Below are 22,002 nucleotides of genomic sequence, written 5' to 3'. Positions count from 1 at the left end.
TCACCGGATGAAGATCGTTATCGCAGACGACCATGCCATTGTGCGCAGCGGTTTTGCCATGATTCTGAATTTCCAGGATGACATCGAAGTCATTGGTGCTGCTGCCGACGGGATTGAAGCCTATGCGTTGGTAGCAAAATGCAGGCCGGATATCCTGATCATGGATCTTAGCATGCCACCCGGGGAGAGCGGACTAATTGCTACAGGCAAAATCAAGGAGGACTACCCCGATACCAAAATATTGATTCTGACCATGCATGATGATGAAGAATATCTGTTCCATGTCCTGAAGAACGGAGCGTCAGGTTATGTGCTGAAAAGTGCGCCGGATGAGGAGCTTTTACTGGCTATTCGCACCATCCATCAGGGAGGAACCTATATTCACCCCAAATTGGCTACCTCCCTGGTCCGTGAATTTATTAAAAAGGACAAAACAGCCGCTTCAGAAGACCCGTTTGAATTGCTGTCCAAGCGGGAGCTGGAGATTTTGCCGCTGATCGCCAAAGGCTACGGAAATAAAGAGATCGCTGAAAGGCTGTTTATCTCCGTGAAGACAGTTGAAGCCCATAAATCAAAGATCATGGAAAAATTACACCTGAAGAGCCGGCCCGAGCTGGTCGAATATGCCTTGAAAAAAAAGCTGCTGGATTTCTAAGCACCGATTGGAGGATATCTATGCCAAATTCCGCCGGTTTGTCCGCTACATTACCCGCTATGCGCATTCTAGAGAACGAGCACCGCTACTTGTCCTTTCTGATGCAAGAATGGCATATGATTGTTCTTTCTTTTGAACAAGACGACCTGCCGGGCGAAGAGGAAGCCAGGCGCAGAATCAGGGAGCTGCGGAGGCTCATTCTGGACTTTCAGATTCCGCTTGCCAAGCATACACAAAAAGAAGAAGAACATTTTTTCCCGCTGCTCGGAAGCTACATAGGTTTTGAACAAGGGCCGCTGGTTGGTATTCAGGAAGAGCATGTGGAGATCGATGGATATTTGGGTCATTTCCTTCACCATACGGCAGGCGATTTGGAACTGTTGCCGCTGGCAAAGATGATATCCGCCGTGAAGGATGCCGGAGAGGCTTTTGAAATATTAACCGTTCATTTAGTCAAAGAAGAAGCGGTCATTTTTCCAATGGCTGAAACTCAGCTGAGCGAGCTGGATCATAAACGGCTTTTCTCTAGAATGAATACGCTCATTACATGAAATCTGCATACGGCTTCACTGTCCTCATAGGGATGGTGAAGCTGTTTTTTTATTTTCAGGGAATACCCTCTCAGGGACAGGGGACTCCCCTATATCAGTGGTAGAGTCACGGCAGATACAATAAGGACAGGAAGTGAATTCATACACGCAGCAGATAAAAATGGCGGAAAAGGTGAGTGGAATGATTAAAAAACTGCAGTTGCCGTTACAAACCCTGAATTTGATCGTAGGCTTTATGGTATGGGTAATTATTTCATCCCTAATGCCTTTTATTTCCGAGGATATATCTATTCCATCCGGAAAACTGGCTATGGTCACGGCGATTCCCGTAGTCCTAGGCTCAATCCTGCGTATTCCTCTCGGCTATTATGCAAATATTCTCGGGGCGCGTATCATTTTTATGGTCAGCTTTATCCTGCTGCTGTTTCCCGTCTTCTATATTAGCAATGCCACCACATATATTGACTTGATTGTTGGCGGATTGTTTTTAGGGATCGGCGGCGCAGTTTTTTCCGTAGGGGTCACCTCGTTGCCCAAGTATTTTCCGAAAGAAAAGCATGGGTTTGTGAACGGGATCTACGGGGTTGGGAATTTGGGCACGGCCCTTACCACATTCACTGCTCCAATTGTTGCTGCCCATTATGGGTGGGCTACTGCTGTGAAGCTGTATCTGATCCTTCTGCTGGTATTTATTGCACTTAATTTCTTTTTCGGAGACCGCCACGAGCCTAAGGTTAGAACACCCATTATTGAACAGATCAAAGGGGTAGCTGCCAACGAGAAGCTCTGGTTGTTCTCACTCTTCTATTTCATTACGTTCGGATCGTTTGTTGCATTTACCATTTATCTGCCTAACTTTCTGGTTTCTAATTTTGGACTGGAAAAGGTGGATGCAGGTATGCGTACAGCAGGGTTCATTGCCGTTGCCACGTTCTTCCGGCCGGTTGGCGGTTGGCTGGCAGACAAATTCCAGCCTTTATTTCTGCTCATCGGAACCTTCAGTATTTATACTGTTGCAGCAATCCTGTTAGCATTTCTGCCCTCTATTGGACTGTACACGGTTGGATGCCTGGCTATTGCCTTCAGTGCCGGGATTGGCAATGGGGTCATATTCAAATTAGTCCCGCTCTACTTCAATAAGCAGGCCGGGATTGCCAATGGGATTGTCTCGATGATGGGAGGGCTGGGCGGATTCTTCCCGCCGATTATGCTCTCCGTTATCTTTTCCATCACAGGCCAATATTCGATCGGGTTCATGCTGCTTTCGCAAGTGGCTCTGGCGAGTCTGGTCCTTGTCATTTGGCTATATTACAACGATCGCCTGGCGCTTACTTCTGAAGTGTTCAAATCTACGGCACAGGGAATTCTTGTTACAGATGCTTCGGGTGTTATCAAGAGCGTTAACCCTGCATTTACGAGGCTTACCGGTTTTACGGAAGCAGAGGTACTCGGCAAACTGCCAAATGTGCTGAAATCAGGAAGACAACCACAAGATTTTTACCGTTACATGTGGGGTGAAATCCGGGCAAAGGGAGTTTGGCAGGGTGAGATCTGGAACAGAAGGAAGAATGGTGAAGAGTATCTCCAGCTGCTGAATATCAGTGCTGTCAAGGATGAGACCGGTACGGATATTCGTTATGTCGGTACATTCAGCGATATTACGCAGAAATAAGCGGGAGGTCACTAGCGATAAAAGGAGGGCGTATGAGAACGACACCAATCACCGATCAACTAAGACGTCCCATCCGGGATTTGAGGATTTCGGTAACTGACCGTTGTAATTTTCGCTGTACCTACTGCATGCCTAAGGAAATATTCGGTGACAATTACACCTTTATGCCTACCCGCGAGCTGCTGTCTTTTGAGGAGATTCTTCGTTTGAGTGAGCTCTTTGTATCCTTGGGGGTTGTTAAAATCCGACTGACCGGGGGAGAGCCGTTGCTGCGGAGTAATCTTAACGAGCTTGTATCAGGAATTCGGTCTATAGATGGAATAGAGGACATCGGATTGACCACTAACGGTGTCTTCCTTGGGCAGCAGGCTAAAGGGTTGTACAGTGCAGGATTGCGGCGTTTGAACATTAGCCTGGATGCGCTGGATCCGGAGATTTTCGGAAAAATGAACGGAAGAGGGACAAAACCTTCTCTTATCCTGAGAAATATCGATCAAGCCCGCGACCTTGGCTTTGAGATCAAAATCAACATGGTGGTTCAAAAAGGCGTTAATGAATCGGAGATCCTGCCGATGGCTGCCTATTTCAAGGAACGCAACATAACGCTTCGCTTCATTGAATTTATGGATGTGGGAAATGACAATGGCTGGAGCCTCGCAAAAGTTGTAACCAAAAAGGATATTCTCCAAAGCCTTCAAGGTGCTTATGAGCTTGAGGCTTTGGGGCTGGCGAGCCATGGGGAAGTCGCTCAGCGTTACCGCTACAAAGACTGTCAGACAGAGGTCGGATTTATCACTTCGGTATCTGAATCCTTTTGCTCTTCTTGTACACGGGCAAGGTTATCCTCTGACGGTAAATTCTATACTTGTCTGTTTGCATCCAAGGGTACGGATCTGCGGACTTTACTTCGCACCGGAGCTGACGACAGTGCTCTGTTGAACGTGATAAAGGACGTGTGGGAGCTGCGCGGAGACAAGTATTCCGATGAGCGTCAGGAACAAAGTGCAGCCAGCAGGAACAAGATAAGTATGTCTTATATAGGTGGCTGACGGGTTGGGACACACATAATTGTATGACTAATAAAGTAGGAGTCGATGGTCACCCATGAACGGAGCAGAACTGCTGATTCAGCTATTGATTGACAAGAACGTCGAAACCATTTTTGGATATCCTGGCGGAGCCGTGCTTCCTCTGTACGATGCTCTATTTGATTGTAAAGCTATACAGCATGTATTGGTAAGACATGAGCAGGCGGCTGTTCATGCTGCAGACGGTTATGCAAGGGCTACGGGGCGTCCAGGGCTTGCCCTCGTCACCAGCGGGCCTGGTGCAACCAACGCCATTACCGGAATCGCAACAGCGTTTATGGATTCTATTCCGTTGGTTATCCTTACTGGTCAGGTGGCTACCGAATTAATCGGTCTGGACAGCTTCCAGGAAGTAGATATTTACGGAATGACGATGCCGGTTACTAAACATAATTATATGGTTAGGGAAGTTGGCGATCTTCAGCGGATTGTAAATGAAGCCTTCTATTTGGCCACGTCAGGCCGTCCAGGTCCTGTATTGATCGATCTGCCGAAGAACATAATGACAGCCATAGTGGCGGACAAGCTGTACAGTGAAATGTCTCATCCACCCGTACATATCCGCGGCTATCAGCCTTATTTACAAATCCCTGCCCACAGCCTTGAGCTTGCGGCAGAGCGTTTCAATCATGCTGAACGTCCTTTAGTCCTTGTTGGCGGTGGCTGTATGCCGGGGGATACGCCCGCATGGTTGAAACAGTTTGTGGAGCGGTTTCGCCTTCCGGTTGCGAGCACATTAATGGGATTGGGCGCCTTGCCTTCCGACCATCCCCAGCATTTAGGTATGGTGGGCATGCACGGAACTGTAGCTGCTAATCGAGCATTGCAGGCAGCTGATTTGGTATTATGTCTTGGGGTCCGCTTCAGTGACCGCGTTACAGGCAACCGCAAGTCATTCTCCCCCGGTTCTTTTAAAATACAAGTTGATATTGATTCCTCTGAACTGAATAAGAATATCAATGTGGACCTATCCATAACAGGACTCATCTCGGAGATGCTTGCCGGATTGATGGAAGAAATACATAGGAGTGACCACTCCCCCTGGGAGAGACAAATTCAGCAGTGGATAAAGCGTTCTTCTAAATCTACTCCACAACCAGAAGCGAAACTGACTCCGCAGGATGTAATAAAATGTATTGATGCAGCTACAGACGGGAGTGCCATTATTTCAACCGATGTAGGCCAGCATCAAATCTGGACAGCCAGAAATTATAACTTTACCGAACCGCGTTCTTTTCTAACCTCCGGAGGCCTTGGAACAATGGGTTATGGATTACCCGCAGCCATCGGTGCCGCAGTGGCTTACCCCAGCCGGGATGTCATCTGTATCACAGGAGATGGAAGCTTCCAGATGAATATGCAGGAGATTATGACCGCTGTTGATCTGGAGATTAATCTGAAGGTTGCCATTCTCAAGAATGGATATCTGGGTATGGTTAGACAGTGGCAGCAGCTGTTCCTTGGGCGTAGGTACTCTGCAGTGCACATCAGTTCACCGGACTTTGTGGCATTAGCCAAATCTTTTGGCGCTCATGGCTTTCGGGCACAGAGCTTGGAAGAAGCAGAGTATATGATTGAAGAAGCCTTTCACACCAAGGGTGTAGTAATCATGGAATTTGATATTACCGAAGAATCTAATGTATATCCCATCGTTCCCCCGGGGGCCGGGAATCACGACATGATCGAAGAGTAGCGGTATCACAATATTAAGAAGCGGGTTCCGGCAATCGGAGTCCGCTTCTTTGCTTCCCAGGAGATATGGTATGGTTAGAAATATAAGACAATCACTGATATGTACAACATGACTGAAAAGACAATTTCCAGCATTCCGGTCCGTTTGGCTGTAATCTTGGTTCTTGGAAGGCCCGCTGCGCGTGCCAGCAGAATCAACAGGGGGAAGATTAAGGAAGGGAACATCAATACTCCCGTAAGCAGGAATAGACAGTGATATATTACCGATGCGTAATAATATTGCGGATTATTTTTCTCACGAATTATCGTTTTTACATACAAGGCAGTACCTACGAAATATAGGAATGCCAGAATAAATAATTCGGCAGCCGTTTCCCAGCTTGTCCCTCCGCCAATATAAAACACGGGAAACAGCATCAGGCAGAACAGCAGAATACCTGAGATATCGTTGAGAAGCGCCCGTTCGTTTTTGGTTCTGGCATAATACAGATTTACAGCAAAAAGAGGGAGTGCCAGCAGTGCAAACCAGAGAAGATGAGGCTCGGCAACGGCCAGATAAATGATAAAAGGGAGGAGCAACAGGCCGTACAATTTAAGCGGCTTGAGAATCCTGTCAAACCGTCTCGTTCGGACCCCTTGCAGCAGTTGGAAGATGAATAAATAAATCAGCAGCCAGCAAATGAACAAAGGAATATGGAGGAATAGTGCCCGTGAGGCTGCCATCCCTAACAAAAAGGGGAGAATCAGCATAGCCCATGCCCCATGTTGATTAGGAATATACTTTTTCAATATTACATACCTCCTGTATCATAAATGCTTTATTTCCCCGACTCTATAAATATACGACCCTTCATGGCACTATCTAGTGATTCCAAGCACACACTGCTGATTTCCCTAACTCATCACGGTAAACACTTGCAAACAAGATTTCCAGTATCGCCGCAGAAGGTCTTTCACGCTATAACTACCCTACGTGGAAAAAAAGTACTTGCGTTCGCGTGTCCATTAGTGCTATTTTAAAATAAAAGCCACATAAAACAACGAAAAAGCACAAAAGAACAACTTGGGATCACAAAAGTGATCACCCGGATTTCAGGAGGCTTAACATGAATAAACGACGTCTTTCCTTTAACGCGAATGGAACTTTTAAAATGGTGCAGTTTACCGATATCCATCTCCAGGATGGAATCGAGCCGGAGCGCGATGCCCGGACGCTGGTCCTTATGCAGCGCATCCTGGAAACCGAACAGCCGGATCTGGTTGTGTTCAGCGGTGACCTGATTTACAGCGTTGATACTGTGGACCCTAAGGCCACCTTCCGGCGGGTTATTGAGGTAGCGGTACAGGCCGGGACGCCGTTTGCCGTGATCTATGGCAACCATGATACGGAGAAGGGGGTTACACGGGCAGAGCTCCAGGCGATTTTGACGGAATATGAGTTATGTGTAGCTGAAGCGGGCCCGGAAGAGGTGCAAGGTACTGGAAATTATGTGCTACCTCTCTATAGCCGCGCTGGAGACAGGGAGTCGGCGGCACTGTATTTCGTGGATTCGGGTGAATATGCGCCTGCTGCTATCGGAGGGTATGCCTGGATTCATCCCAATCAAGTCGAATGGTATTCCCGGGAATCTGCTAAGATTCGTGAGAGAAACAGCGGAATACTGCCTGCTCTGGCGTTTATGCATATTCCGATTCCTGAGTACAATGAGGTGTGGCAATCAGGGAGTGTAGCTGGGAATAAAGGCGAAATGGTCTGCTGTTCCAAAGTGAACAGCGGCTGGTTCGCAGCGATGCTGGAAGCGGGGGATGTGATGGCGGCCTTCGCCGGGCACGATCATGATAATGATTACATAGGCGTGCTGCACGGGATAACGTTGGCCTACGGACGGGTAACCGGGCATAATACTTACGGAAAACTGCAACGCGGCGCACGGGTTATACAACTCCTGGAAGGGGAGCGGCGTTTCGAGACTTGGATCAGGCTGGAGGATGGCAGTGTAGTGTAGCCTAAGCATGGATAGAGACAACAGGAGGGTATACGAAATGAAGGTAGATTTTCATCTCCATCTGGAAGAAGGACCCTATTCACCAAGGTGGCTGCAACGTACGCTCGAGAGTCTTACAGCTATGAAAGGCAGCATTGAGCAGATACATACACTGTCTTGGATGGAGGAGAGCTTCCGTCTATTGGAACGGCGCATATCGGGCGGAGCTTTTACTACAGAGTGGCTGGACCTGTATCTGGAGCAAGCCAAGAAGAGAGGCCTTCATACTGTCGGTATCGTTGATCATCTGTACCGGTTCACGAAATATAAAGCCTATTATGAAAAGCATATGATCCTGGATGATACCTGGATAGGTCGTTTGCAGCGGGAATGGCTGGACCAGGTGTGCATGGCAGATTCGGACGATTTTGTACGATGCATTCAGGCCCAACAGGAGAAATGGCGGCATGCGGGTATTGAGCTGCGGCTTGGTATCGAAGCGGACTATTTTCCGGGCTGCGAGCTGGAGCTAAGCAGTATATTGGCGGAACAGCCGTATGACTATGTTATCGGCTCAGTGCACTTTGTAGATGGCTGGGGCTTTGACAATCCAGCGACGCAATCGTATTTTGAACAATTCGATCTGGAAGCACTGTACGCCCGGTTCTTCGAAATCGTCGGAAATGCGATCACTTCTCGCTTGTTCGATATTGTTGCCCACCTTGATAACCTCAAAGCCTTCAACTATCGCCCCGACGAGCAACGGCTGCTGTCATCGTATGAGCGAATTGCGGATATGCTGATTGCACATGATACAGCCACAGAGATTAACGCCGGCATGGTGTACCGTTATCCGATTCAGGAGATGTGCCCAAGCCCGGCTTTCCTGGCGGTATTGGCGGCCAAAGGCGTGCTTTTTACGACCTCCACCGATGCTCATTTTCCTGAAGACCTTGGCGGCTATACGGATCAGCAGCTCGAACTTCTGAAGCAGGCGGGGATACGGGACATTGTAACCTTCCACAACCGGCAGAGGAGCCGGCACGGGCTGGAATAACGAATACATGGCGAGTCTTTCTTCTTGAAGAAAGGCTCGTTTTGTTATAGTTGGGTATGTTTTTTGGATCGGTTATAATAGAATACACAAGTTCGGTAGAGGAGAGTTGCTTAGATGAAGAGCACAATGAAAACGAATATAATTGAATACTGTGTACAGAAAAAAGGGGCAACCAAGGAGTACCCCTTCGGACCTGAGCCCTTGGTGATTAAAATTCAAGACAAAATGTTTGCTCTGATTTTTGAGAATCTTGAGAAGCACACCATTATCAACCTGAAATGTGATCCTGTAATTGCGGATAATCTAAGAGAGCAGTATGAAAACGTTCGTCCAGGTTACCATATGAACAAAAAACACTGGAATTCAATAACCCTCGATGGTTCTGTACCCGAGCCTGATCTATTTGCTATGATCGACCACTCTTATCTTTTAGTGGTTAAAACCCTCTCCAAAAGCCTCCAAAACTCCATACTGGAGAATTAATGTTAAGGGCTTAATATCGAATAATGTATCCTACTCTTGCATTTGCCCTGACCTCCGGCGACGCAGGCTCATGACAACCAAGGACAAGGCAACGCCTGTTAGGATCAGCCCAAGCACCCGGAATCCCCCGAAGCTGAATTTTCCGCCCATGACGATCCCTATCAACAATGAGGAGAGAATCGTTCCAAGGTATCTGGATGTATTAAACAAACCGGACGCTACTCCGATTATTTCTTTCGGTGAGCTTTTGAACAGGGCTGCTTGCATACCGACATTATTCAGCCCGTTACTTATTCCGAAAACAGCTAAAGCCACACACACACTGATCACTGGCGAATTTTGATCCAATGATACGATCCAAACGGACCCCAATGTCATTAATATGGCGGACACCAAGAGTGCCGGACCTGCTCCCGATTGATCGATCCAACGTCCTGCGAGCGGAGAAACCACTAGTGAGCACAATCCTAAGGTTAACATTAGAATCCCTGTATGGAATTCACTGACATGACGTACCGTTTGCAAATAGGAAGGAAGCCCGAAAAATACCGAATAATACAATACATTGACGAGCATGAATTCAATATTGACCCAAGTCATTGCAGGATAATGCCCAAATGTGCGCAAGGGAATAAAAGGCGAGGCCGTTTGCAGCTCGTGCCGGACGAAAGCCCAAATGAATAAGAGACCCATCAGTCCGACAGTAATATTTAGCCATGAGATATGCCCGGATGATTTTGCCGACAGTAAACCAACGAGTAGTGCAACCAGACCCGTTGTGAAAAGCAGGATACCTGTTGCATCAATCACCTGTGCCCATTTCCGAAAAGACATGTTGCTTGCGATGGCTGTTGGCGGATCGTCCTTAGGAATTGTCCTCCAGGCCAATAGAAAGCTCGCCGCCACAAACGGAATATTGACGAAAAAGATAGCATGCCAATCCCACCAGTGAATGATTACCCCGCCAACAAAGGGTCCAATGGCTGCTGCTCCGGATAGGAATATGGATAAAACAGATAGTGCCGTCGCTTGCTTCTCTGTGATATGAACTCGCACAATGGCCATTCCAACGGCAACCATCATACTTGTTCCAATGGATTGCACGATACGAAATACGATAAGCCACCCAAAGCTCGGCGACAGTGGAGCTAAGAATGAGGCAGCGAAGGCAACACATAACCCGGTAAGGAATATTTTTCTGCGGCCAAATAAATCACTGGCCTTTCCCATGACGGGTTGAGCGACAGCACTCGCTATGTAAAAAGAAAAAATAACCCAAGAAACCTGTGTGAAATCTAGCTGAAACACCTGTTGCAGCCGTGGAATCGCAACCGAAACCATCGAAGAGTTAAGTGGATTCAAGAGAATACCCAGTCCCACGGAAATCATTAACCACCAGCTACGTGAATTCATATCTGAGTTCCTCCCTGTATTGTATTAAACCTATCATACTTGACATCATGTATTTACTCCAACGCATTTCATGTTATGATTTCATTGACCTGAGGGAATGAATGGAGGCTGAGAGATGGAACTTCTTCAATTGCAATATTTTATCGCCGTAGCTCGACTGGAACATGTTACTGAAGCTGCACGAAGTCTGCACGTTACTCAATCCTCTTTGAGCAAAACGATTGGACGCCTGGAGGACGATTTGGGGGTTCCCTTATTTGACCGGACCGGAAGAAGACTGCGGTTGAATGAGTTCGGAAACAGATTTCTCCGCCGTGCAGAACGGGCTTTGTTTGAATTGGAACAGGGCAAGCAGGAGATTAAGGATCTTGCCAACCTGGAGCATAGGACCCTGGAACTGGCGGTGACCGCCGCAAGCACACTACCCAATATCCTTAGGGAGTTTCGGAAAAAGAGGCCTTTTGTTCATTTTCATGTACAAATGCTTGCCACGCAGGAAATGGTTGCACTTCTTCTTAGTGGAGCGGTAGATGTATGCTTGTCTTCACCTCCGGTACAAGGGGAAGATATTGAATGTCAAATTGTATACATGGACCCGATCGTTGTCGCTGTACCTAAGGGGCATCACCTGGCAAATCGAAAAAAGGTATCCTTGATAGAACTACGGGATGAATGGTTTGTCGGTGTAAAGAGAGGCTACGGGACTCGTGATAGAGTTGACGCGGTTTGCGAATCTGCTGGATTTGTACCCCAATATGTATATGAGGGAGACGAACCTGCAAGGTTAAGTGCTCTTGTGGAAGCGGAAATTGGTATAGCCTTCATACCAAACAGTGCACGGAACTCACGGGAACATATCCACTATATTCAAGTGGACGATCACGAATTGGTAAGGGAAATCGCTTTATTATGGCACAAAAGCCGTTACATTTCGCAGGCAGCTCTGGAATTCCGTGAGGTGGTTGTGGAATATTTTCGGTCGATGTCTGAACTATCTTAATTCAACTAAGGAACGGTGGGATCTGAGCGGCCCGAAGTTCAAACATTCACCGTAGGTGCGACTGCTTCTGTTTGTCGAATAGTGATTGTAATTTATAGAAAATTGTGAGATTCTGTAAATATCTCTGAGTCTATGAGATATATCACAATGCCGAATGAATACATCACACCACAGAAGAGAGGTCGAACGATGAGGAACAAGAAAACATCATCAAAAGTGGCTATGTATCTGGCAATTCTATTATTTTGCATGACGGTTATACCGCAGACTTCAATCACTTGGGCAGCGCCATCGCTACAGGTGGAAAATGCCCCTGTTCAACCATGGCCTGCCAGTTTTACCGCTTATACTGACAGCACCGGGAAGATAATTAATGACCCGGCCAACGAGCCCGGAATAAGTCCGGACGATGTTGATTTTATGAGCGGGCTATCTAAGGGTGCAGGTGATCTTCCTTCGTTCTACGTAGCGGGTGACGGCTCGAATCTGTTTTTTCGTATGAGATTATTAGGGGACCCGCGGGATGATAAAGGAGGATATCTCTCTTCCGTCTGGCTTGTGAAGGTATCTGACGGTACTGCGACCAAAGCCGTCATTGGGCTTAACGGTAAATCGCCTCATGAGGATTACATTTATATATCCAATAGCAACGGTTCAGTGGTTCATGCTTTGAATAAGACCGACAACACCGGAAAGAATGTACCAGGCTCACGGGTGGTTGAGGATACAAACGGTGATTATTTTCTCGACATTCAGATTCCTGTGGCTAGCTTAACAGCGATTGATTCAGGAATTACGTCGGCTTCCATTCTGAAATTTGCATTCGCTACCTCTAAATCGGCTAATCTGGCTGTGGTCAATAAGGATGGGCAGGATGAAGCTTACGGCGACTACGCCAAGCTGGCTCCTTTCGGAATCTATCGTCCAAATATAGCAATTGCGCCGGCACTTCTGGATGCATATACTAGCTTCCCTACGTCTGTAGCCGGAACCACAGCCAACGTGGTCAATGGACAGACAGTTACCCTAACTATTACTCCTACATCCGGTAATGGTGCAGCAGTCACCAAAACTGCAACAGTCAACAATAATGCCTGGTCCATATCTGGGATTACAGGTATCGCAACCGGATTTTCCTATCTGGTAACAGCCAGCGTGGTTAACGAGAAGGGGTATCCGGCTACTGCATCTCAACTCACCGGAATCGGAGCCTCCAAGGTGACGATCACAGGAAACCCGAGTTACTCCACATATCAGTTTCCAAGCAGCTTTGCAGGGACTTTTGTACGTTCTGCAAGCGGTAACAGAAATGTACTGTTCTCCATCTACCGTTTATCAGGCTCTGATTTAGCGACGGAGACCCTTTTGACTTCAGCTATGAGACTTGGGGTAACTGGAAGTCCGGGAGCTTGGTCGACATCTTCTATAAGTTATATAAATGGAAATACACCAACACCAGGGTCTACCTATAAGATTGTCGCTGTAGATGAAGATAATGCCAACGCCAAAGCGGTTCAGGTTATTAAATTCCTGCAAAGCAGTATCGCAATCAATTCACCGGCAAATAATACCCGATCCGATGTTACCATGCCCGATATTAAAGGAACAGCAAATCCGGGTGAAACCGTCAAATTGTACATCGACAACGTGCTCTCCCGGCAGACTATCGCTGATTCGGTTGGAAATTGGACGATCAGCATCGATAAGCCGTTAACGGCGACACCGGCTAACAGCTATCATACATTCAAAGCCATTGCTACAGATGGAAGCACCGAAGTGGTCAGCAACACTGTCAATTACGGAGTCAGTGCGCTGGATGTCAGCATTGAAAACGGATCACATCCATACATTTATCTGACGACTACCGATCCGGTATTCCGCGGCAGATCAACGGATACAGCTGTGGATGTCACAATCACCGATGACAGTGATGATTCCAAATCCTACACTTGGTCCAATATACCGGTTATTTCCGGCAAATGGTCGGTGAAAACGCCTTCAGAGTTTATATTGACTAGTGGTAAGAACTACACAGTCACCGCATCGGCAGACAACAATAATGCAATCAAAGCTTCTTTGCACGCACATGTGAAGACTAGCACTACTATTGCGATTAGCAGTCCTCCGGCAGCCTCACATATTCATGTCCGTGATCCAATTACTGGCATATCAGAACCTAATGCAGCGATCAGTTTGAATCTTGATCAGTCGGTCATCGTTAATGTGACGGCCAATGAAAACGGCGATTGGAGCTATACGCCGTCTGCGGATTGGATAAATGGCAGCCATACCGCAGAAGCAACTACTTCGGATGAGGCAGGAAACACTGCATCGGCCTCCACATCCTTTATGATTGGCAATGCGAGCATTGCTTCTGTAGCTAATGTGAGCGAAAGTGTACCCTACGGGACATCCATTGAAGGCGCTAAAGCTGCACTGGGGACGAGTGTTATTGTGAATCTGGCGGGTGGAGGAACAGCTTCTGTGCCTATCACTTGGAGTGAAGATTCGACACCGGCTTATACCGGATCCAATCCCGGACAATATGTGTTCACTGGCACATTTGGCACGCTTCCGGCAGGGATCAACAATGATAACTCAGTTCCTGCTCCCAGCGGCACAGTAACAGTATTGCCATCCGGTACGGCAAGCATTATTTCAGCGGCCGGCATTAATGTAAGCGTTGTGTACGGGACAATGATGTCTGACGCCCTAGCCGTACTTGGAACTTCAGTTACCGTCAACCTTGAAGGTGGCGGAACAGCCACGGTGCCTATTACATGGAGTGCTGATTCTGTGCCGGCTTATAATAGCTCAGTGGCCGGAGCTTATGTATTTACAGGAACCTTCGGAACCTTGCCTGAAGGCATAAATAATAATAAGAACGTTACTGCACCTAATGGTACAGTGACGGTTCTGCCGCAGGTCACCAAGAGCATTGCTTCAGTGGCTTCGGATCTTAATGTAAATGTGCCATACGGTACCCTAGTTGAGGGTGCTAAAAGTGCACTTGGTTCCCAAGTCACCGTCAATCTTGAAGGTGGCGGAACAGCCGCGGTACCCATTACATGGAGTGCTGATTCCGTTCCGGTTTATAATGGTTCAGTGACCGGACCTTATGTATTTACAGGAACCTTTGGCCCGTTGCCGGAGGGAGTGAATAACAACAATTCCATTACCGGAAGCGGGACAGTCTACGTATTGCCTTCAGGTACAACAAGTATAGTATCAGCGAAGGACGTCAGCGTAAATGTGCCGTATTCTACTACAAAGTTGAAGGCAAGGGAAGCTTTAGGCAACACGGTTGAGGTCACTTTGGAGGGCGGCAGTACGGCGGCGGTCCCAGTGACTTGGGACGATGAATCCGTCCCTGTGTACGATGGCAACCTAGCTGCAACATATAGCTTTACAGGTACTTTAGGTCCTTTTCCTGAAGGACTGGACAATACTGCAGCTGTTAAGGCAACGGGAATCGTGAACGTCGCTGATTTTAATGAGAATCAGTTGAAGGAGGTTGTGCGAAGCCTTTGGATACGCTACAGCATAGGCGACATCTGGGAAAGCGTAACGCTGCCTGTATTCCTGCTCAAGGATGGAAAATACAATACTGATATCACCTGGTCGTCGAACAAGCCAACGGTAATATCCATTGAAAATGCTCCTGCTGAATGGGGTAGTGCAGAGGGGAGGGAATTCAAGGCAGTTGTTAACCGTCAGGCAGAGGACGAAAGCGTCATACTGACAGCTACCGTCAAGAAAGGCACCATGAGCTTGTCCCGTAGTTTTCTGCTAATCGTCAAGAGCACCAATGTTGCGGAAACCAAAACAACAAGTCAACGCAAAGACAGCAAGATTATGGTGGATGACAAGGAAATACCGGTTCTGATTAACCGTACTACCCTGTCGGACGGCAGCCGTATTGACAAACTGATTGTATCTCCTGCTTCTATGGATAACCTGCTGCAGTTCATCGGGGCCGGTTCTGATCTTGAGATGCAGTTTAATGATAAGCCGAATGGGGATTCCTCTGATCGTTCCGATGAAATCACCATGGAGATTCCTGTAGATGCATTGGACAAGCTTAATAATCAGGCAGTTCAACTTACAACCGCTGAAGGTTCTGTCCGGCTCCCGGCAGCTTCCGTGACTCAGGCGAATTATTCCGGCATTGATCTGTTCCTCCGGATTGTTCCGGTACGGGCAGAGTCGAAACGCCAGACGATCTTTAATGAAACTCTGCAGAATACACTGGTAAAAGCGGAGGCTGCCAGCAAAAATATCCAAATGCTCGATATACCGCGTGAAATTGAAACTAACTATTCGGGCTTCGCAACCGAGGTAACACTGCCTTTGACGTATCTCCCGATACCAAGCGAATCTGCACAGCGCCAGCAGTATCTTGATTCTCTACGCGTCTTTATCCAACACTCGGATGGTTCAGTGTCTATTGTCAGAGGGACGGGGGCAGATTCCATTCCTGGCCAGATCATTACTACCAATGGTGTCGCAACCGGATTGAAGTTTACGATAAATAAATTCAGTACCTTTACCTTCTTCCAAGTCACTGATCCAGTGCCGACAACGGCACCGACAACAGCACCAACAGCAGCACCAACAACGGCACCGACAGCAGCACCAACAGCAGCACCAACATCAGCACCAACAACAGCACCGACAACAGCACCAACAGTGGCACCAACCGCAGCTTCTCCAGCGGCTTCACCTTCCCCGGTGTCCCCGGGCAAGGTGAAAGTAATAACAGGTACCGTCAGTAAGACGGATAAACAGCTTGATCTGAAGCTGGATCAGGTGCTTGCAGAGGGGCCCCTATCTACAGAAGGGCTAACAGTTACCATAGCGGGCAAACCGGTTAAGGTTCAGCAAGCCGAGATTACCAGCGATAACCGCCTGGTTCTGACGCTGGATAAGTCCATTGCGGCAGGTATGTTCATCCGGATTGAATACAAGGCTCCGACAACCGCCAGTACAATTCAGTCCAAAAGCCTTGAATCCTTCTCACTCGAGATCATGAACAGTATCATCCATAATAAGTACATCAGCGGATATCCGGATGGTACTTTCAAACCAGGGAATCCCATCACACGGGCTGAAATGGCTGCTATACTGACACGATTGCTCGGAACAGCGCAGGGGAAGATCACCGTCAAGCCTTACCCGGATGTGACGACAACTCACTGGGCGTCGTCAGGGATTCAAGTCATGAAGGATACGGGAATGATGAAAGGTTATCCCGATGGGCTCTTCCATCCCCAGAAGTACATCAGCAGGGGAGAGATGGCTGCGGTTATTCTCGCATTCCAGGGCAAAACTGCGAGTATCGGAGTGCCATTGACCTACAGCGACACGGCAAGTCATTGGGCTAAATTTGCCGCAGAAGATCTTAAGTCCGAAGGCATCATGATTGGAAGTACGGATGGTAAGTTTCATCCCAATGATAATCTGACCCGGGAGGAAGCCGTAGTAGCCATGAACAAGGTATTGCGGCGGGGAGGACTTACCGGTGACTTCGAGCCCACCTGGCCCGATACGGCGAAGAGTGACTGGAGTTATGCACAGATTGAGGAAGCTTCCCATTCCCATGAGTCCACTCGCGTGAACGACATGGAAGAACGATGGATACGGTTCATTAATAACTAAAGAATATACGAGAAGAATAAAAGAGAAGCCCTCTAGGCATAGCCGGGGGGCTTTTCACTATGTCAATAGAATCCTTCCTAAATTGTGGGAAACATTAATCATCTATCAGCATCCTGTATCCGGAGAAACAGTTTGCTGATTTATATTGACACAGAAGTGTTTCTCTTCTCTATCGACGCAACTCACATGATATGTTATCATGATAAACTGATAACGTGTTAACGAACTAAAGCACATGATCCAATGTGTTATCTACTAGGGGGATTTGAGAGATGAAGAGAAGAGGAATATTGGTATTATTACTTGTAATGGCTATTGCTGTGATTGCGGGCTGCTCCAGTTCAGGCAGTAAGGATGGCAAGCTGGTGATCGGGATAGATGATAAGTTTGCACCGATGGGCTTCAGAGATGATAACAATGAAATTGTCGGTTTTGATATTGATTATGCGAAAGCGGCAGCTGAGAAAATGGGCAAAGAGGTTACCTTCCAGCCAATAGACTGGTCAGCCAAGGAATCGGAGCTGAACAGCGGACGCATTGATATGATTTGGAACGGGTACACCATAACAGACGAGCGTAAGGAGAAGGTCTTATTTACCAAACCTTATTTGGAGAACAGCCAGGTTGTAGTCGTACTGGCGGATTCAATGCTGTCGAAGCTGGATGATCTTGCCGGAAAAGAAGTCGGACTGCAAAGCCTTTCGTCGGCTGCCGATGCCCTGGAGGCCAGCCCTATCAAGGCCAAGCTTTCTGGTGTTTCCGAGTTTACGGATAATGTGCTTGCCCTGACGGACCTGAAGTCGGGGCGCCTGGATGGAGTGGTCATTGATGAAGTGGTGGCAAGATATTATATGTCCAAGGAACCGGACTCTTACAAGCTGCTGGATGAATCCCTTGCTCCTGAGCAATACGGCATCGGGATTAAGAAAGGCAATGAAGCACTGCTGACTGAGCTGCAAAAGGCTCTGGATGAATTGAACAGTGACGGAACGGCTGCTGAAATCTCAACGAAGTGGTTTGGAGAAAATAAAGTACTTAACTAGATTGTTTCCTTTAGGAGTCGGGTGAAAGACATGAATATTGACTATATTATTAAAATTTCCGGGCCGATGCTGGAGGGAGCGCGGACGACCGTCTTGCTGTTCCTGATTGTGATCCTGCTGTCCATTCCACTCGGGATGATTGTCACACTGATGGCCAAAAGTGCCCTCAAGCCACTGGCCTGGATCGCACACACGTATATCTACGTCATGCGTGGAACACCACTCTTGCTGCAGCTGCTGTTCTTCTGCTTCGGCCTGCCGCAGATTCCCGTGATTGGGCAGTATCTGGTCATGGACCGTTTCGTCGCAGCCAGCCTTGGGTTTATCCTAAATTATGGTGCGTATTTTGCCGAGATTTTCCGTGGCGGGATGCTGTCGATTGATAAGGGGCAACATGAGGCGGCCAAGGTGCTCGGGCTCAGCAAATGGCAGACCCTGCGCAAGGTGATTCTCGCCCAAATGTTCCGTGTGGCACTGCCTGCGGTAGCCAACGAGTCGATTACCCTGGTCAAGGATACTGCTTTGCTATATGCAGTTGCCGTACCAGAGCTGTTGAATTTTGCAAAAACGGCGGTGAACCGTGATTTTACAGTGACCCCATTTGTAGTAGCGGGCGTAATTTATTTGCTGATGACACTGGTGCTTACGCTGTTCTTCAAGGTTCTGGAGAAACGTTTCAAATATGAGTAGAAGGGCTGTTTAGCTATGAGTAGTATGATTGAAGTAAAACAATTGCAGAAATCTTTTGGCAGCCTCGATGTGCTGAAAAAGATTACCTTTGATGTTAAACCCGGGGAAGTAGTGGCGGTCATCGGGCCTTCCGGCTCCGGAAAAAGCACCATGCTCCGCAGTCTTGTGCATCTGGAAGAGGTTACCGGCGGGAGCATTTTTATTCAAGGCAAGCCGCTCGTGGAGAACGGCAAATACGCCAGTGGTGCGGACATTAGGGGAATCACCTCAGCTATGGGCATGGTGTTTCAGCACTTTAATCTTTTCCCTCACCTCACTGTACTTGGAAACCTGGAACTTGCGCCGAGAACGCTGAAGCGGGAGAACACTCAGGATATAACCGCTAAAAGCCGAGAACTGCTCTCCAAAGTAGGACTTGCTGATAAAGCAGAGGTGTACCCCTCCATGCTGTCGGGCGGGCAGAAGCAGCGGGTGGCTATCGCCAGAGCACTTATGCTCAACCCGGACATTCTGCTGTTTGACGAGCCGACGTCGGCGCTGGATCCCGAACTGACCGGCGAGGTGTTGCGTGTCATCCGCCAGCTTGCGGAGGAGAACATGACGATGATTATCGTCACACATGAGATGAACTTTGCTCGTGATGTGGCAGACCGCGTATTCTTTATGGACAACGGGGAAATCGCCGAATCGGGCACACCGGAGGAGATCTTCGGCAACCCGCAGCTGGAGCGGACCCGGACATTTTTATATCGGGATTAAACGGAAGTGGAATTCAAGAAAGTGCATAGCCGATGCTATGTGCTTTTTTTGTCTATCGGAGACGGAGATTTAAAGACTATTTATAGTCGTTGTCTTTTAATCCCAAGCCTAGTTATCATATGAATAAAAGAATATTCAGAATGGAACAGGAGGTAAGATTAATGAAAACCATTGAGGAACTCGAAGTGGGAATGACCACACCTTCAGATGAGCTGATTCGGGATATTAGAGAATTAGACGGGGATATTCTGCTGCTTGGGATAGGAGGTAAAATGGGTCCAACCCTTGGTAAGCTTGCGGTTAATGCCGTAAAAGAAGCCGGAGGCAATAAACGTGTATTAGGCGCTTCCCGGTTATCGGACTCAAGTCTGCGGGAAGAGCTGGAGCAGGCAGGCATTGAGACGTTCCCCGTCGATCTGCTGAACGATGCTGAGCTTCAAAAGCTGCCAGAGGTCCGGAATGTCTTGTATATGGCTGGTAATAAATTCGGGACAGCAGGGAATGAACATTTCACCTGGGCAATGAACGCCTACTTGCCCGGAAGAGTGGCAGAGAAATTTCGTGAGTCACGGATTGTTGTTTTCTCTACGGGTAATGTGTATCCCCTAACTCCATTAATCCAGGGTGGAGCATCTGAGGAACACCTGACGGGTCCAATTGGTGAATACGGGCAATCTTGCCTGGGACGGGAGCGGGTGTTTGAACACTTTTCCCGGAAATATGAGATTCCTATGGCCGTCTACCGGCTGAATTATGCCATTGATCTGCGGTATGGCGTACTTTTGGAAGTGGCAAAAGCAGTTCATGCCGGGACTCCCGTCGATGTTACCATGGGGCATGTAAATGTCATTTGGCAAGGAGATGCCAATGAAATTGCCCTTCGTTCGCTGAGGATTTGCTCCACCCCTCCAGCCGTACTGAATGTAACAGGACCTGAAACCGTCTCGATTCGCTGGATTGCGGAAGAGTTCGGCGCACGTCTGGGTGCGAAGCCAACCTTTACAGGTACAGAAGCCGCTACGGCTTTGCTGAGTAATGCCGGTAGGAGCCACCAGTTGTTCGGATACCCTAGCGTATCGCTTCGTGACATGATCGATTGGACTGCTGCTTGGGTCGCAGAGGGAGGAGCGACCTTGAATAAACCGACTCACTTCCAGGAAAGAAAGGGGAATTACTAAATCATGGTACAGCCAAAAAGCTTAACCTCCGAACAATACGCTGCCCTGCATGATGGCCTGGTTATTCCCGCCCATCCGCTCGCGCTTACGGCTGACCGGCAGCTGGATGTTAGGAGGCAGCGGGCACTGACCCGTTACTATATATCAAGCGGAGCAGGAGGCATCGCTGTTGCAGTGCACTCAACGCAGTTTGAGATTCGTGATCCCCAGTATGGTCTCTTTGAGACAGTTCTCCGCCTGGCTGCTGAAGAAGTGGAACGGGCGAACCTACAGCGACCTTTTCTCAAGATTGCGGGGATTTGCGGTCCTCAGACCCAAGCTCTGCAAGAAGCAGAGACTGCAGCCGGACTCGGTTATGATATCGGCTTAGTGAGCCTGGGAGGGCTTCCCGGCTTGTCGGAAGAAGAACATCTGACGAGAATCCGTGCAGTGGCAGAAGTACTGCCGGTGTTCGGATTCTATCTGCAGCCTTCTGTAGGCGGAATGACATTCAGCTATGAGTTCTGGCGGGTGTTCTCCGAAATCAAGGGAGTAGTTGGCATTAAAATGGCACCATTCAATCGTTATCAGACACTTGATGTAGTAAGGGCGGTATGTCATTCTAACCGGAGAGATGAAATCGCTCTCTACACCGGGAATGACGATAATATCGTGAACGATCTGCTTACAGAGTACCGTTTCTCCATTGACGGACTGATTGTGACAAAAAGAATCGTTGGCGGTCTGCTTGGTCATTGGGCGTTTTGGACCAGAAATGCAGTGGATCTGTTGGAGAGGATCAAGAAGGTAAGGAGAAATCAGGAGTTTTCACAGGAATGGTTGACGTTAAACGTTGAAATGACGGATTGCAATGCTGCGTTTTTCGATCCGGCTCATGATTTCCACGGATGTATCCCCGGAATACATGAGGTGCTCCGTAGACAAGGCTTGCTGGAAGGCCGTTGGTGTCTAAATCCGCAGGAGGACCTGTCCGGAGGCCAGGCGGAAGAGATTGACCGCGTCTATAATGCATATCCGCATCTTAATGATGATGATTTCGTTGCAGATGGCCTTGAGCTTTGGTTAAAGGAGTAATAGG

At 48.1% G+C, this 22,002-nt stretch carries 18 protein-coding genes and 1 pseudogene; 16 read left to right on the top strand and 3 right to left on the bottom strand.

Features of this window, described 5'->3' with window-relative positions; genetic code table 11:
* Nucleotides 1–7 precede the first annotated feature (7 nt).
* The 5 genes from ACTJKB_RS01025 to ilvB all read left to right on the top strand — a co-directional run bounded on the left by ACTJKB_RS01025 (nucleotide 8) and on the right by ilvB (nucleotide 5,659).
* The gene (locus tag ACTJKB_RS01025) at nucleotides 8–655 is read left to right on the top strand and encodes a response regulator (RefSeq protein ID WP_074109455.1); all 648 of its coding nucleotides are present in this window, start codon (nucleotides 8–10) and stop codon (nucleotides 653–655) included.
* Between the two features lie 20 nt (nucleotides 656–675).
* Nucleotides 676–1,206 (top strand): hemerythrin domain-containing protein, encoded by a 531-nt coding sequence (locus tag ACTJKB_RS01020; RefSeq protein ID WP_440831412.1) that lies wholly within the window; start codon nucleotides 676–678, stop codon nucleotides 1,204–1,206.
* Nucleotides 1,207–1,387: 181 nt separating this feature from the next.
* Nucleotides 1,388–2,878, top strand: a complete 1,491-nt coding sequence (locus tag ACTJKB_RS01015) for a nitrate/nitrite transporter (RefSeq protein ID WP_440831411.1) — start codon at nucleotides 1,388–1,390, stop codon at nucleotides 2,876–2,878.
* A 32-nt stretch (nucleotides 2,879–2,910) separates the two neighbouring features.
* Nucleotides 2,911–3,927, top strand: coding sequence for a GTP 3',8-cyclase MoaA (moaA, locus tag ACTJKB_RS01010; protein WP_440831410.1), 1,017 nt, complete (start codon nucleotides 2,911–2,913; stop codon nucleotides 3,925–3,927).
* A gap of 55 nt (nucleotides 3,928–3,982) precedes the next feature.
* On the top strand, nucleotides 3,983–5,659 hold the full coding sequence (gene ilvB / locus ACTJKB_RS01005; protein WP_440831409.1) for a biosynthetic-type acetolactate synthase large subunit: 1,677 nt from the start codon (nucleotides 3,983–3,985) through the stop codon (nucleotides 5,657–5,659).
* 74 nt (nucleotides 5,660–5,733) lie between these two features.
* On the opposite strand, the gene ACTJKB_RS01000 is transcribed toward ilvB, so the two are convergent.
* Entirely contained in the window at nucleotides 5,734–6,447 is a 714-nt protein-coding gene (locus ACTJKB_RS01000) for a YwiC-like family protein (RefSeq protein WP_440831408.1), read from the bottom strand.
* 317 nt (nucleotides 6,448–6,764) lie between these two features.
* Between ACTJKB_RS01000 and ACTJKB_RS00995 the strand changes: the two genes are divergently transcribed.
* The 3 genes from ACTJKB_RS00995 to ACTJKB_RS00985 all read left to right on the top strand — a co-directional run bounded on the left by ACTJKB_RS00995 (nucleotide 6,765) and on the right by ACTJKB_RS00985 (nucleotide 9,183).
* The gene (locus tag ACTJKB_RS00995; protein WP_440831407.1) at nucleotides 6,765–7,664 is read left to right on the top strand and encodes a metallophosphoesterase family protein; all 900 of its coding nucleotides are present in this window, start codon (nucleotides 6,765–6,767) and stop codon (nucleotides 7,662–7,664) included.
* Nucleotides 7,665–7,701: 37 nt separating this feature from the next.
* A complete protein-coding gene (locus ACTJKB_RS00990; protein WP_440831406.1) occupies nucleotides 7,702–8,700 on the top strand; it encodes a histidinol phosphate phosphatase domain-containing protein in 999 nt (332 codons plus the stop codon).
* A gap of 126 nt (nucleotides 8,701–8,826) precedes the next feature.
* Nucleotides 8,827–9,183, top strand: a complete 357-nt coding sequence (locus tag ACTJKB_RS00985; RefSeq protein WP_440832673.1) for an MmcQ/YjbR family DNA-binding protein — start codon at nucleotides 8,827–8,829, stop codon at nucleotides 9,181–9,183.
* Between the two features lie 30 nt (nucleotides 9,184–9,213).
* Here the strand turns inward: ACTJKB_RS00985 and ACTJKB_RS00980 are convergent, their stop codons facing one another.
* Nucleotides 9,214–10,596, bottom strand: a complete 1,383-nt coding sequence (locus ACTJKB_RS00980) for an MFS transporter (RefSeq protein ID WP_440831405.1) — start codon at nucleotides 10,594–10,596, stop codon at nucleotides 9,214–9,216.
* A 115-nt stretch (nucleotides 10,597–10,711) separates the two neighbouring features.
* Between ACTJKB_RS00980 and ACTJKB_RS00975 the strand changes: the two genes are divergently transcribed.
* Together ACTJKB_RS00975 and ACTJKB_RS00970 are read left to right on the top strand one after the other, a co-directional pair.
* A complete protein-coding gene (locus tag ACTJKB_RS00975; protein ID WP_440831404.1) occupies nucleotides 10,712–11,596 on the top strand; it encodes a LysR family transcriptional regulator in 885 nt (294 codons plus the stop codon).
* Between the two features lie 132 nt (nucleotides 11,597–11,728).
* Nucleotides 11,729–15,388: pseudogene (locus ACTJKB_RS00970) on the top strand (Ig-like domain-containing protein); the annotation flags it as partial.
* Nucleotides 15,389–15,912: 524 nt separating this feature from the next.
* On the opposite strand, the gene ACTJKB_RS00965 reads toward ACTJKB_RS00970, so the two are convergent.
* Nucleotides 15,913–16,341 (bottom strand): YMGG-like glycine zipper-containing protein, encoded by a 429-nt coding sequence (locus ACTJKB_RS00965; RefSeq protein ID WP_440832671.1) that lies wholly within the window; start codon nucleotides 16,339–16,341, stop codon nucleotides 15,913–15,915.
* A gap of 199 nt (nucleotides 16,342–16,540) precedes the next feature.
* Here ACTJKB_RS00965 and ACTJKB_RS00960 point away from each other — a divergent pair, with 199 nt between their 5' ends.
* From ACTJKB_RS00960 to ACTJKB_RS00935, 6 genes are all read left to right on the top strand, one after another.
* Nucleotides 16,541–17,254, top strand: coding sequence for an S-layer homology domain-containing protein (locus tag ACTJKB_RS00960; RefSeq protein ID WP_440832669.1), 714 nt, complete (start codon nucleotides 16,541–16,543; stop codon nucleotides 17,252–17,254).
* Between the two features lie 272 nt (nucleotides 17,255–17,526).
* Entirely contained in the window at nucleotides 17,527–18,297 is a 771-nt protein-coding gene (locus tag ACTJKB_RS00955) for an amino acid ABC transporter substrate-binding protein (protein WP_440831403.1), read from the top strand.
* A gap of 30 nt (nucleotides 18,298–18,327) precedes the next feature.
* On the top strand, nucleotides 18,328–18,987 hold the full coding sequence (locus tag ACTJKB_RS00950; protein ID WP_074114109.1) for an amino acid ABC transporter permease: 660 nt from the start codon (nucleotides 18,328–18,330) through the stop codon (nucleotides 18,985–18,987).
* 15 nt (nucleotides 18,988–19,002) lie between these two features.
* Nucleotides 19,003–19,746 carry an amino acid ABC transporter ATP-binding protein gene (locus tag ACTJKB_RS00945; protein WP_440831402.1) on the top strand — a complete coding sequence of 248 codons (744 nt, stop codon included), beginning with the start codon at nucleotides 19,003–19,005 and terminating at the stop codon, nucleotides 19,744–19,746.
* Between the two features lie 161 nt (nucleotides 19,747–19,907).
* Entirely contained in the window at nucleotides 19,908–20,924 is a 1,017-nt protein-coding gene (locus tag ACTJKB_RS00940; protein WP_440831401.1) for an NAD-dependent epimerase/dehydratase family protein, read from the top strand.
* 3 nt (nucleotides 20,925–20,927) lie between these two features.
* On the top strand, nucleotides 20,928–21,998 hold the full coding sequence (locus ACTJKB_RS00935; RefSeq protein WP_440831400.1) for a dihydrodipicolinate synthase family protein: 1,071 nt from the start codon (nucleotides 20,928–20,930) through the stop codon (nucleotides 21,996–21,998).
* Nucleotides 21,999–22,002: the final 4 nt, after the last annotated feature.

Origin of the sequence: Paenibacillus sp. 22594 (genome assembly GCF_052044425.1) — a bacterium.
In the GTDB taxonomy this organism is placed as follows: domain Bacteria; phylum Bacillota; class Bacilli; order Paenibacillales; family Paenibacillaceae; genus Paenibacillus_AQ.
Note: the sequence above shows the minus strand (reverse complement) of the source record. Positions and strands in the feature narration are given on the sequence as shown.

Excerpts from the sequence above, each read along its gene's own strand:
- ilvB (WP_440831409.1), top strand. The coding sequence starts at position 3,983 with ATGAACGGAGCAGAACTGCTGATTCAGCTATTGATTGACAAGAACGTC.
- ACTJKB_RS00960 (WP_440832669.1), top strand. The coding sequence starts at position 16,541 with ATGTTCATCCGGATTGAATACAAGGCTCCGACAACCGCCAGTACAATT.
- ACTJKB_RS00990 (WP_440831406.1), top strand. The coding sequence starts at position 7,702 with ATGAAGGTAGATTTTCATCTCCATCTGGAAGAAGGACCCTATTCACCA.
- ACTJKB_RS00985 (WP_440832673.1), top strand. The coding sequence starts at position 8,827 with ATGAAAACGAATATAATTGAATACTGTGTACAGAAAAAAGGGGCAACC.
- ACTJKB_RS01025 (WP_074109455.1), top strand. The coding sequence starts at position 8 with ATGAAGATCGTTATCGCAGACGACCATGCCATTGTGCGCAGCGGTTTT.
- ACTJKB_RS00945 (WP_440831402.1), top strand. The coding sequence starts at position 19,003 with ATGAGTAGTATGATTGAAGTAAAACAATTGCAGAAATCTTTTGGCAGC.
- ACTJKB_RS00935 (WP_440831400.1), top strand. The coding sequence starts at position 20,928 with ATGGTACAGCCAAAAAGCTTAACCTCCGAACAATACGCTGCCCTGCAT.
- ACTJKB_RS01020 (WP_440831412.1), top strand. The coding sequence starts at position 676 with ATGCCAAATTCCGCCGGTTTGTCCGCTACATTACCCGCTATGCGCATT.
- ACTJKB_RS00995 (WP_440831407.1), top strand. The coding sequence starts at position 6,765 with ATGAATAAACGACGTCTTTCCTTTAACGCGAATGGAACTTTTAAAATG.
- ACTJKB_RS00975 (WP_440831404.1), top strand. The coding sequence starts at position 10,712 with ATGGAACTTCTTCAATTGCAATATTTTATCGCCGTAGCTCGACTGGAA.
- ACTJKB_RS00980 (WP_440831405.1), bottom strand. The coding sequence starts at position 10,596 with ATGAATTCACGTAGCTGGTGGTTAATGATTTCCGTGGGACTGGGTATT.
- ACTJKB_RS01015 (WP_440831411.1), top strand. The coding sequence starts at position 1,388 with ATGATTAAAAAACTGCAGTTGCCGTTACAAACCCTGAATTTGATCGTA.
- moaA (WP_440831410.1), top strand. The coding sequence starts at position 2,911 with ATGAGAACGACACCAATCACCGATCAACTAAGACGTCCCATCCGGGAT.
- ACTJKB_RS00955 (WP_440831403.1), top strand. The coding sequence starts at position 17,527 with ATGAAGAGAAGAGGAATATTGGTATTATTACTTGTAATGGCTATTGCT.
- ACTJKB_RS00950 (WP_074114109.1), top strand. The coding sequence starts at position 18,328 with ATGAATATTGACTATATTATTAAAATTTCCGGGCCGATGCTGGAGGGA.
- ACTJKB_RS00940 (WP_440831401.1), top strand. The coding sequence starts at position 19,908 with ATGAAAACCATTGAGGAACTCGAAGTGGGAATGACCACACCTTCAGAT.